At 70.6% G+C, this 11,550-nt stretch carries 10 protein-coding genes and 1 pseudogene; 9 read left to right on the forward strand and 2 right to left on the reverse strand.

The genetic code is table 11. The features are described 5' to 3' along the window. The first annotated feature begins 84 nt into the window (after positions 1–84). Together E6J59_03535 and purM are read left to right on the forward strand one after the other, a co-directional pair. Positions 85–333 (forward strand): annotated as a pseudogene (locus E6J59_03535) (hypothetical protein). A gap of 292 nt (positions 334–625) precedes the next feature. Beyond that, positions 626–1,732, forward strand: a complete 1,107-nt coding sequence (gene purM, locus E6J59_03540; GenBank protein ID TMB22565.1) for a phosphoribosylformylglycinamidine cyclo-ligase — start codon at positions 626–628, stop codon at positions 1,730–1,732. 22 nt (positions 1,733–1,754) lie between these two features. Here purM and E6J59_03545 read toward each other — a convergent pair whose 3' ends face one another. Next, the gene (locus tag E6J59_03545) at positions 1,755–2,144 is read right to left on the reverse strand and encodes a DUF1330 domain-containing protein (protein ID TMB22566.1); all 390 of its coding nucleotides are present in this window, start codon (positions 2,142–2,144) and stop codon (positions 1,755–1,757) included. A 66-nt stretch (positions 2,145–2,210) separates the two neighbouring features. Between E6J59_03545 and E6J59_03550 the strand changes: the two genes are divergently transcribed. Genes E6J59_03550 through E6J59_03580 form a run of 7 tightly spaced genes read left to right on the forward strand, consistent with a single transcriptional unit; the run spans position 2,211 to position 10,283 of the window. Beyond that, the gene (locus E6J59_03550; protein ID TMB22567.1) at positions 2,211–2,834 is read left to right on the forward strand and encodes a helix-turn-helix transcriptional regulator; all 624 of its coding nucleotides are present in this window, start codon (positions 2,211–2,213) and stop codon (positions 2,832–2,834) included. Beyond that, entirely contained in the window at positions 2,831–3,862 is a 1,032-nt protein-coding gene (locus E6J59_03555; GenBank protein TMB22568.1) for a glutathione S-transferase family protein, read from the forward strand. Before E6J59_03550 ends, E6J59_03555 begins: the two co-directional genes overlap by 4 nt. Further along, entirely contained in the window at positions 3,751–6,219 is a 2,469-nt protein-coding gene (locus E6J59_03560; protein TMB22569.1) for a DUF3604 domain-containing protein, read from the forward strand. The genes E6J59_03555 and E6J59_03560 overlap by 112 nt, the downstream gene beginning before the upstream one ends. After that, positions 6,219–7,148, forward strand: a complete 930-nt coding sequence (locus E6J59_03565; protein TMB22570.1) for a peptidyl-prolyl cis-trans isomerase — start codon at positions 6,219–6,221, stop codon at positions 7,146–7,148. The genes E6J59_03560 and E6J59_03565 overlap by 1 nt, the downstream gene beginning before the upstream one ends. Beyond that, complete coding sequence (locus tag E6J59_03570; GenBank protein ID TMB22571.1) at positions 6,926–8,134, forward strand: HupE/UreJ family protein; 1,209 nt, start codon at positions 6,926–6,928, stop codon at positions 8,132–8,134. The genes E6J59_03565 and E6J59_03570 overlap by 223 nt, the downstream gene beginning before the upstream one ends. Next, entirely contained in the window at positions 8,029–9,204 is a 1,176-nt protein-coding gene (locus tag E6J59_03575; GenBank protein ID TMB22572.1) for a glutathione S-transferase family protein, read from the forward strand. The genes E6J59_03570 and E6J59_03575 overlap by 106 nt, the downstream gene beginning before the upstream one ends. Beyond that, positions 9,204–10,283, forward strand: a complete 1,080-nt coding sequence (locus E6J59_03580) for an MBL fold metallo-hydrolase (GenBank protein TMB22573.1) — start codon at positions 9,204–9,206, stop codon at positions 10,281–10,283. The genes E6J59_03575 and E6J59_03580 overlap by 1 nt, the downstream gene beginning before the upstream one ends. Positions 10,284–10,697: 414 nt before the next feature. Here E6J59_03580 and E6J59_03585 read toward each other — a convergent pair. Beyond that, a partial coding sequence (locus tag E6J59_03585) for a VOC family protein (protein TMB22574.1) occupies positions 10,698–11,550 on the reverse strand: 853 nt, incomplete at its 5' end.

The following is an 11,550-nucleotide window of genomic DNA, read 5'->3' on the forward strand; positions in this document are numbered from 1 at the left end:
TACCGACCGGGCATTCATCCGGTGAATCTCCACGAGCTGCTGCCGCCGGCGATCGGCGAGCGCCTGCGCGCAGGCTTCCGCGCCTTCGGACGGACGATGCGCGGCTACCTCACCAACGAGGCGGTCGTGGTGGGCGTCGAGACACGCACGTCATCGCCGGTTCGCATCCCGCGCGACCCGACGTCGCGCATGCACCCGCAGGCGTCCGGTCTCTTTCCGTGCGGTGAGGGCGCCGGCTACGCGGGCGGCATCATGTCGGCCGCGCTCGACGGGCAGCGTACGGCGACGGCGCTCGCCGACGCCGGGGTCGCTTCCCGACGATGCGTGCGTTGAGGCGCTCTGGAAAGCGCTCTGAACAAGCACCAGCCAGGGCCCGGATTTGACACATGGCCTGCCCCACGGTACATGCGCCGGTGCGAAGCGGGGCGTCCGGGCCCTGCGGCACTTCCCCCCACCAATACATGCAAGGGGCCCGGCTCGCACGGGCGCGGAGCATCGGTTTTGTTTCCGACCTCGACACGTTGTCGCGCACGTCAACGCCAGGGATGGGGGACGGGATGGGAGGTTCACACGCCGGCGTGGCGATCGACCCGAGCCCGATCTGCTGACCGCCCCGCGAGGACAGATGACCTCGAGTGAGCGATCGGGCATCACCTCCTATGACCAGGCGGGGGTGGACACCGAGCGGGAGGAGGCTGGTCTTGCCCGCCTCGTTGGTCGCATCACCAAGACGTGGCCAACAACCGGGGTGGGCAAGGTCGAGCTCCCGGTTGGCTACTTCGCCAATGTCATCGACATCGGCGGCACCGGGCTTGCCGTCACCGCCGACGGCGTTGGCACGAAACTCGTCGTCGCCCAGATGCTCGGACGGTATGACACCCTCGGCATCGACTGTGTGGCAATGAACGTCAATGACCTGCTGTGCGTTGGAGCCACACCGCTTTCGATGGTCGACTACATCGCGGTCGACGAGCCCGACCCCGCGCTTCTCGACGACCTAGCGAAGGGCCTTTGCGAAGGTGCGGAACGCGCCAATATCTCGATCCCTGGAGGTGAGATCGCGCAGCTCCGCGATATCCTCAAGGGCTATGGCACCAAGCCGGCGTTCGACCTCGCCGGGATGGCCGTCGGCCTCGTCCCGCTCGACCGGATCGTCATCGGTCGCGATCTGCGGGAGGGAGACGTCCTGATCGGCCTCGAGAGCAACGGCATCCACAGCAACGGTGTCACTCTGGCCCGGAAGGTGCTCCTCGAGACGTGCGGGTACGGGGTCAACGAGCGACTCCCTGGTCTCACCTCGACGCTCGGGGAAGAGCTGCTGCGTCCGACGCACATCTACGTGCGAGAGATCGTCGAGCTGCTCGGACGGGTCAGAGATGTGAGGGCACTCATTCACATTACGAGCGATGGCCTCTTCAACCTGACACGGGTCCATGCGGATGTCGGCTATGTCATCGAGCAAGTACCACCCGAACCTCCCATCTTCTCCCTGATCCGAGAGCGGGGCGACGTCAGCTACGCGGAGATGTTCCGCGTCTACAACATGGGCGTTGGCTTTTGTGTCGTCGTTCCTCCCGGTGAAGTGGACAGCGTCTTCTCGATCATGCGTGCGCACCACAGGAAGGCGTTCCGGATGGGCTACGTTGTCGCCGACGCTCAACGCCGCGTGTCGATCGTTCCTCACAAGCTCACCGGCAGCGGCCATGAGAAGCGTTTCGCCGAAGAGACTTGACCCTTCGCATCTCCCGAAGCTCTCACTTCACCGTGGTCGCCGCGATCAGCCACTGGCTCTCGAGCCCCGCGGCGCGGTGGATCCCGATCTCCTGCACGTGCGGATCGGTGGCGATTGCCAGGAACGCCTCGCGCGACGGGTACTCGACGAGACCGATCATGTGAAAGCCCTCGCCGCCGCTGCCGATCACCTGCGAATCGACGCGTCCGATCCACAGGAAGCGACCGCCCCTCGACTCGACGAATGTCCGCATCGGCCCGGCATAGCGCCGGTACGCCTCTTCTCCCGAAATCCCCTCGTCCGGTGCGTCCGCCTGCGGCTTGAAGCGCAGGAGGTTGACCATCACGACCGGCTGGTCGGCGGGGCCGGCCATCAGGCTCTCGATCTGCTTCGTGGTCGGATGGATCGCCATTGCGGCCCTCCTGCGCCGCTCCCGGCGCACGCCTCGGGGGGTTGCCTTTATATTGTGGCATAGGCTATGCCACAACTCGCGATCGTGGCAACCCCGGCGAGCAGAGCCTCCGCGGCGGCGTCCGACGGCCGGGTCCGTCGCGCCGAGCGCAGCGGGCAGGCGATCGTCGACGCGCTGCTCGAGCTGGTGGGCAAGGGGATCCTCGAACCGACCGCGCAGCAGGTCGCGACGCGCGCGGGTGTCGGCATCCGCACCGTGTTCCGGCGCTTCTCCGACATGGAGCGCCTCTTCGCGGAGATGAGCGCGCGCATGCAGGCGGAAGCGCTGCCCCTCCTGGTCGGAGGGCGGCCGAGCGGCGATCTCGCCGAGCGGGCGCGCGCGCTCGTCGGCCGGCGCGTCGCCTTCTTCGAGCGCATCGCCCCGTACAAGCGCGCGGCCAACCTGAAGCGCTGGCGTTCGCCCTTCCTGCGCGCCCGCCACGCGGAGCTGGTGCGGGTGTTGCACGCCGATCTCGTCCGCCGGCTCCCCGAGCTCCGTCAGGCGCCCGAGGCCTTCGTCGATGCGCTCGACCTGGCGACTTCCTTCGAAGCCTGGGATCGACTGCGCACCGAGCAGCGTCTCGGCCGTGAACGCGCGCACGCAGCGGTCGAGCGCATGGTTCTCGCCCTCGTCGCCGAGCTGGCTCGATGATCGATCACCCGCTCCGCATCGTCGGGGTGCCCGGCTCTCCCTACAGCCGGAAGCTGCGCGCCGTTCTCCGCTACCGGCGCATCCCGCACGTCTGGGTGCTCCACGGATCGCCCGAGGCGCGCGGCTTGCCGCAGCCCCGCATCCCACTTCTTCCGCAGCTGATCTTTCCCGGGGCGGACGAGGCGGCCATCGATTCCACGCCGCTCATTCGTCGCCTGGAGTCCATGTACGCCGCCCGCGCGCTCATTCCTCCGGATCCGGCGATGGCCTTCCTGGACGCGCTCCTCGAGGACTACGCCGACGAGTGGCTGACGAAGCCGCTGTTCCACTACCGCTGGGCGTTCGCCCCCGATGGCGCGCACGCGGCCGCGATCCTCCCGCGCTGGTCGCGCACCGACCATCCCGAGGCCCGCTACGCAGCCCTGGGGAAGATGTTCGCCGAACGCCAGATCGGCCGCCTCGGCGTCGTGGGTTCGAACGAGACCACCGCCCCCATCATCGAGGAAAGCTACCGGCGGCTTCTCCGCCTGCTCGACGCCCATCTCACCGGATCGCGCTTCGTGATGGGCGGCCGGCCCGGCGCGTCGGACTTCGGCCTCTTCGGCCAGCTCTCCCAGCTCGTCGCCTTCGACCCGACGCCGGCGGCGATCGCCCTCGAGATCGCGCCCCGCGTCGTGGCCTGGGTGGACGTGGTGGAGGATCTCTCGGGCCTCGAGCCTTCCGAGGCGGACTGGAGATCGCGCACCGACGTCCCGGACACGTTGCGCGCGCTGCTCGCCGAGATCGGACGGGTCTACGTGCCCTTCCTCATCGCCAACGCGGACGCGCTCGAGCGGGGCGCCACGCGCCTCGAGTGCACGGTCGATGGCCGCGGGTGGGTTCAGCAACCGTTTCCGTATCAAGGCAAGTGCCTGCGATGGCTGCGGGAAAGCCACGCGGCGCTCGCGCCCGACGATGGGCGCGCCGTCGACACGCTGCTTCGCGGGACCGGCTGCGAGCGGCTGTTCGCCGCAAGGACGGGGGCATGACGCACCCACGAGTGACGACGGTCGTCCTTCTCTCGCTCGTCGCCGCGAACGCGCACGGCGTGCCCGGCCCCTGGCAGCGGACGGAAGCGCGCCAGCCCTGCGCGAGCTTCGAGAAGTTCCGCCAGCCGTACTTCGGCGACACGCACGTGCACACCGCCTACTCGTCGGACGCGGTCTTCGCCGGCACGCGCGAGAACCCCCGCGGCGCCTACCGGTTCGCCATGGGCGACCCCATCGGCCTGCCGCCTTACGACGCGCAGGGGAGGCCGACGCGCACGGCGCAGCTCCGCCGGCCGCTCGACTTCACCGCGGTCACCGACCACGCGGAGCAGTTCGGCGAGATCCAGATCTGCCTCGCGCCCGGGCTTCCCGGCTACGACTCGACCGACTGCGTCGCAGCTCGCGATCAGCTGGCCGCCCCGCTGCCGGCGCTCCCGAACCTGCTGCCGCCGCCCACGGTCATCGCCTTCCTGCTCGGCTACGGTGTCTTGAATCCGCCGCAGCGATTCTCCTGGTGCGGACCCGACGCCGTCGACTGCCTCGCGGAGGCGTCGCTCGTCTGGCAGGACACTCAGGCGGCGGCCGAGGAGTTCTACGACCGCACGGCCGCCTGCTCGTTCACGACCTTCGTCGCCTACGAGTGGAGCGGCCAGCCCGGCGGAAACAACCTTCACCGGAACGTCGTCTTCCGGAACGCCGTCGTCCCCGCGCTGCCGACGAGCTACATGGAGCAGCCGACGCCGGAGGGGTTGTGGACGACGCTCCAGAGCCAGTGCATCGCGGGGCTCCCCGGCTGCGACGTCCTCGCGATCCCGCACAACCCGAACGCGAGCGGCGGCCTCATGTTCGCGCCCGTCGCCACTGCGGCCGATGCGGCGTTCCGCGCGTCGATGGAGCCGCTGGTCGAGATGAACCAGCACAAGGGCGACTCCGAGTGCCGGTCCGGAGTGCAGTCGACGGACGAGATCTGCGGCTTCGAGAAGCTGAACCGCCTGCAGCTCTTCAGCCCGATCTCCGACCCGAATCAGACGTTCCCGCCGCTGAACTACGTGCGCAACGTGCTGAAGGAAGGCCTCGTCGAGGAGCAGCAGCTCGGCGTGAACCCCTTCAAGCTCGGGCTGATCGGCAGCACCGACACCCACAACGCGACGCCGGGAGCCACCGAGGAGCAGGACTTCGGCGCCTACGGTCACCTCGGGCTCCGTGACCACGCGAACCCGGCCTTCATGCTCGCCCGGGTCACCCCGGCGGGCATCGAGGCGACGCCGGGCGGCCTCGCCGTCGTGTGGGCCGAGGAGAACTCGCGCGACGCGCTCTTCGCCGCCATGCGCCGGCGCGAGGTCTACGGCACGAGCGGCACGCGACCCATCCTCCGCTTCTTCGCGGGGCGCGAGTCGAAGCTCCGCTGCCGTGACCCCGACTTCGTCGCGACCGCCTACGACGACGGCGTGCCGATGGGCGGCGACATCGGCCCCGTTCGCGGCCGGCGGAGCCCTCGTTTCGGCGTCCTCGCGTTCCGCGATCCTGGGACGGCCACGGCGTCCGGGACGCCGCTGCAGCGGGTCCAGATCGTGAAGGGATGGGTCGATGCCGGCGGGCAGTCGCTCGAGAAGGTGTTCGAGGTCGCCGGCGATCCCGACAACGGCGCCACGGTGGACGTCGCCACCTGCACGCCGTCTGGCACGGGCTTCGACTCGCTCTGCGCGGTCTGGACCGATCCCGAGTTCGACGCGTCGGAACGCGCCTTCTACTACGCCCGCGTGCTCGAGAACCCCACCTGCCGGTGGAGCCTGTACCTCTGCCACGCCCAGGGCATCGACTGCAGCTACCCGACCGCCGTGCCGTCCGGCTACGGCGAGTGCTGCAACCCGGACGTCGCGAAGACGATCCAGGAGCGCGCCTGGTCGTCGCCGATCTGGTACCGTCCCGAGGGCGTCGCGCGGTTTCATGGCGTGATGCGGTTCCGCGAACCGGAGCTGGACGTCCTGGCGCTCGGGATCGATCTCGGCGGCATGCCCGCGGGCCTCGATCCGTCGACGCAGGCGCTGACGATCGCCCTTCGCGACGACGACGACGTCTATCGTGTCACCATACCCGCCGGCACTTTACGGCAGGTTCGGCCGCGTCGATTCGTCTGGAACGACACCACGGGCCGCATCGGCGGCATCCGGAGCGTTCGGCTCGAGCAGCGCGGTCCCCGGCGCGTCGTCTTCCGGCTCCGAACGGTCCCGCTCGGTCTGTCGGCGGCGGATCGCATCGACCACTTCATCGAGGTCTCGCTCCGCGCCGGCACCGCGGCGGTCACGACGACGCCCCTCTGGCACTACGACGGGAAGTCGCTCGTCGCGATGGGCTGATGCGCTGGCTGCGAGCACCCCTCGTCCACTTCGTCGCCGGCGGAGCCGCCGTCTTCTGGCTGGTGCACGTGCACCCGCAACACCGGACGTCTCCGATCGTCCTGACGGCGGGAGACGTGGACCGCCTGCGCGTCGACTACACCCGCGAGACGGGCCTCGAGCCGACCCCCGCCGACGAGGCAGCGCTCGTCGACAAGGCGATCCAGGAGGAGCTGCTCTTCCGCGAGGCGCTGGCGCGCGGGCTCGACCGGAACGATCGCAGCGTGCGAAACTGGCTCGTCGAGCAGATGCGGGTGCTGAGCGACGACACCATGGACGACGCCGAGCGCCTCTACGTACGGGCGCGGAAGCTCGGCCTCGACCGGACGGACGTCGTCGTCCGACGCATCCTCGTGCAGAAGATGCGTCTCCTCGCCGCCCGCACCGGCGAGCGGCGCCCGAGCGACACCGAGCTCGCGGCGTTCTACGCCGAGCATCGAGACGAGTATCGGCCGCCGGACCGCGTCAGCTTCTGGCACGTGTTCGTGCACGGAGGCACGGACGCCGAGGCGTTGCTCGCGCGCATCCGCGGTCACGCTCCGGACGCCGTCCGCCGGGGCGACTCGTTCGCCGTTCCTCCGCACCTGATCGCGCAGTCGCCGTCGCAGGTGGAAAAGCTCTTCGGCGCGGAGCTCGCAAGGACGGTCGAGCGCGCCGAGACACGGACGTGGATCGGCCCCGTGCCCTCGCCGTACGGCCTGCACCTCGTCTGGGTCGAGGCGCGCGTGCCGGGGACGCCACCGCCATTCGAGGCGGTACGCGAACGAGTCCTCGAACGCTGGCAGGACGAGCAGCGGGGACTACGCGTGGTCGCGCTGCTGCGCGACCTCGGGCGGCGCTACCCGCTGCGGGTCGAGTCGGCGGCGTGGCGGCAGCGGAGCGCGTCGTGACCCGGCTCGGTACGCTGGCCGCAATCATCCTCCTCGTGCCGGCCGTCGGGTTCGCGCATGGCCTCGATCCCGCGTCGCTGGCGCTCCGCGAGACGCGCGCGGGCGTGTTCGAGGTCCGGTGGCGGGCGTCGGCGCTCCGCCTGCCGGGCGCGAACGTCCAGCCCGTCCTCCCCGCGCGCTGCGGGCGGATCGGCCGTGGGGACGCCGTCGACGAGGCCGACCGCGTCACCCTCCGCTGGACCATCGACTGCGGCTCGGGCGGCCTCGAAGGCGAGGTCATCGGCGTCGACGACCTGCCGCTGGCGAAGATCAATGCGCTCCTTACCGTCGAGCGCCTGGATGGCGAGAAGCTCCAGGCCGTGCTCGGTCCCCGCAGCCCGTCGTTCACCGTTCCTGCGCGGCCGAGCCGCTGGGACGTGGTGCGCGGCTACGTCACGCTCGGCATCGAGCACATCCTCACCGGCCCCGATCACCTCCTCTTCGTGTTCGGCCTGCTGCTCCTCGTCTCGGCCTCGCGTCTGCTCGTGAAGACGATCACGGCGTTCACGCTCGGGCACAGCCTCACCCTGTCCGCTGCCGCGCTGCACTTCGCGAACGTCCCCTCGCGCCCCGTCGAGGTCCTGATCGCGCTCAGCGTCCTCACGCTCGCGGTCGAGCTGGCGCGCGATGCCGAGCGGCCGACGATGCTCCGCCGCTTGCCGTGGGCGATGGCGGTCGCGTTCGGGCTGCTGCACGGCTTCGGCTTCGCGGGTGCGCTCGCCGAGGCGGGGTTGCCCGCCGGCGACATCCCGCTCGCGCTCGTGTCGTTCAACGGCGGCATCGAGGTGGGACAGCTCGCGTTCGTCGGCGCCGTGCTCACCGCCGGCGCGCTCGTCGGGCGATGGCTGCCGACGATCGCGACCCGCTCCACGCGTCTCGCGGTCTACGCGATGGGAATCCTCTCCGCCTTCTGGTGCTTCGAGCGGATCGCCGTCTGGCTCGGATGAGACCGAACGCCTACCGCGTCCACGGGATGATGCAGTCGTACTTCACCCGGAAGATGACCGGGTACCTCGACTACAAGGGCATCCCGTGGCTGTTCCGCCGCTTCCCGGGCATGAGTCCCGAGGCGATGGCGGCGGGCTTCCCGGGTGGTGTGCCGGCCGTCGAGACGCCCGCGGGCGAGTTCATGTGGGACTCGACGGCCATGATCCACCACCTGGAGCTCCGCTTCCCCGAGCCGGCGGTCCTCCCGCCGGACCCGGTGCAGCGCTTCCTCTGCTACGTCGTCGAGGACGCCGCCGACGAGTGGCTCTACCGGCCGGCGGTCGGGACCCGCTGGTACTTCCCGGAAAACGCCGCCCTCGGCGGCTTCGAGCTCGCCCGCGACGTCGCCGTGAAGATGCCCGTCGCGTGCGATCAGGCCCACGCCGCGGTCGGCGCGCACGTGCGGAGCAGCTGTCCGCCGCTCGGGGTGACCGCCGGCACGATCCAGCTCTGGGTCGAGGATGTGCTGCGCCCGTGGATGCGGGTCCTCGGTGCGCATCTGGCTCGCCGCCCCTACCTCTTCGGCGAGCGTCCATCCCTCGCCGACTTCGCGCTCTTCGGCGGCAACGCGGCGCACTTCGTGAATGATCCCCTCTGCCGCCGCTGGGTGGAGGAGGACGGCCCCGCCGTCGTCGAGCACACGCACCGGTTGCTGGAGCCGGAAGATCAGGAGTTCGGCCCGTGGGACGATCCATCACGCGTGCACGATACGTTGATCGCGGTGCTCGCCGAGCTGGGCAAGCGCTACCTCCCGTGGGTCAGCCGCGCGTGCGTGGACGGCGTCGCAGACGTCGTCTTCCCGAACGGAACGTGCGTGCCCGTGCGCGCGACGGACTTCCTGCGCGACGCGCGCGCGACGCTCCTCGCCCGCTACCTCGAGCATCGCAGCGAACGGCTCGATGCCGTCCTCGAGCGGGCGGGCATCCTGCCCTTCTTCGCCGACCACGTCGGGCTCGCAGGCCCGATCCCCGACGTCCGCGAGCCGCCGCGTCCGGCGCTGAACCGTCCGTTCCCCCCGGCCGAGGGGTGATGAGGCGCATCCTCTGGGTCCTCCTCGCGCTCGCCGTGGCCGTGGTCGGGGCGGGCAGTCTCGCGCTCCGGTCGCCGCGGGTGCAGGACGCGATCGTCGAGCGCATCGCGCGGCGGCGCATCGGGCGCGACATGTCCGGTCTCCTCGCGCCCGATGCGCTCCGCGTCCTGCTCTGCGGGACGTCGTCGCCGATCCCGTCGCCCCGGCGCGCGGAGGCGTGCACCGCGATCTTCGCCGGCGGTCGCATGTGGATCGTCGACACCGGGCCGGGGAGCTGGCGGACGCTCGCGCTGCGTCGGATCCGCGGCGAGGCGATCGGGGCCGTCCTCTACACCCACCTCCACTCCGACCACATCGGCGAGCTCGGCGAGTTCAACCTGCAGACCTGGGTGGCCGGGCGGCCGGGCGCGCTCCGCGTGTACGGGCCCGACGGGGTCACCGAGCTCGTGCACGGCTTCGCCGAGGCCTACGCCGCCGACACCCGCTTCCGGGTCGCGCACCACGGCGCCGCGCTGCTCCCGCCCGATCGGGCCGCGATGGTCCCCGTGCCCCTTCTGCTGGGTGCCGCGGACGCGACCCGCGTGCTCGACGAGGATGGCGTCGTCGTGACGGCGTTCGCGGTCGCGCACGATCCCGTGAAGCCCGCCTTCGGCTACCGGTTCGATTACGGCGGCCGGTCCGTGGTGGTGAGCGGGGACACCGGACCGTCTCCGAATCTCGTGATGCAAGCGCGCGGGGCGGATGTCCTCGTGCACGAGGCGCAGGCGAACGCCGTCGTGCGGATCATGGCGGACGCGGCGCGCGAGACGGGCGAATCGCGCATCGCGAGAATTCTCGGCGACATCCAGAGCTACCATTCGGATCCAGCCGACGCCGCCCGCGAGGCCGTCGCCGCGGGCGTGAGGCTCCTCGTGCTCACGCACCTCACGCCGCCTCCGGACAACGCACTCCTGGCGCACATCTTCCGGCGCGACACGAACGAGGTGCCGCCGCGCGGTATGGTGCTCGGCGAGGACGGGACACTCGTCGTCCTCCCGAAGGGATCGGACGCGGTGGACGTGACCCGTCTCGATCCCTGAGCCCGCCGTGGAACCGAAACGACTCCAGGCACGCGTTCCCGCCGAGCGCCTCGCCTCGTGGCAAGCGTCGAGCGGGCCGGGCTCTTCGGGATCAGCGCGTCGAGTAGCGGGACGGCGACCAAGCGCGGAGGAGGTCCATGGCCGTCGATTCGACGGTCCTGGGGACCGCGGGCTTGGCAGCGGATGTCTTCGGAGCCGGCTCGCGAGGCTTCTTCGCGGCTCTCCCTGTCCTGCGCTTGGCACCGGCAGTCTTGGTGACCTTCTTCCAAGCGACGTTCTTCGCCCCCTTGCCCTTCGTCCTCTGTCTGGCCATCAACGTCCCCCGTCTCGTGCGGTCTCATGAGATCACATAACACATCGTAGCCTCGTCGACCCTGAAGGCCGGGCTTCGCCTCCGCATGCCGGCCGTCTAGCCTAGGGTCCTGCCAGCTCGATTCGACCACGCGGCGTGTCGAGCACGGCGACGAGCCGGGCGGTGGGCGCCTTGCAGACGGCGAGACGGACGTCGAGCGCCTTCAGCACGGCGCGGAGCGCCTCGGCCTGCGGCGTCTCGGCACGGAGCGCCTGGAGCCGCAGGCCCCTGGGGCCATCGTCCGCGGGGTGCGAGCCGCCGTGCCATTCGACGAAGAAGGGCACCAACGTCCCGCCGCCGTGACCGCTGACGAAGACGTTCGTCCAGCGCACGAGCTTGCCGTCGGGTCGCGACCGGTGTCCCTCGACCACGGCGGCCTGATATCCCTCGGCCTCCGCCCGGGCCGCCGTGTCGGCGGCGCTCGGCGTGCGCGCGGCCCACATGATCAACGTGGGCGTTTTCATGCCGGCGAGCCGCCGAGCAAGTGCGCCGGGCGGGAGCGTCGGATCGGGAGCGATCACCTCCAGGAACCGCCTGCGGCCGAGCGCCGCAATGGCGTTGTGCGTACCGAGGTCGGGATGCTGCCCACCCGCGGTCGCGCGAACCTCGGTGCGTTCCGCCAGCGCGGCAATCGCGACGTCGAGATCCGCAGCGCCCCAGAGCAGATGATCGCAGGTGGCCGCCAAGGCCCGATCTATACGCAGCGACGTGCCCGCCGGCAACGTGACATGGCCACCGCACGGCCCGACGTTGCGCGAGCGAGGGCACTGCCCTACACCTGCCCTCTCGTGCCCTTCACCGGCCTCGGCCTCGACCCCGCCCTCCTCCGCGCCACGCGCGAGCTCGGCTTCACCCGCCCGACACCCGTCCAGAAGGACACCGTCCCGCCCGCTCTCGCGGGCCGCGACGTCCTCG

The sequence above is a fragment of the Deltaproteobacteria bacterium genome (genome assembly GCA_005879795.1).
Taxonomy (GTDB): domain Bacteria; phylum Desulfobacterota; class Binatia; order DP-6; family DP-6; genus DP-6.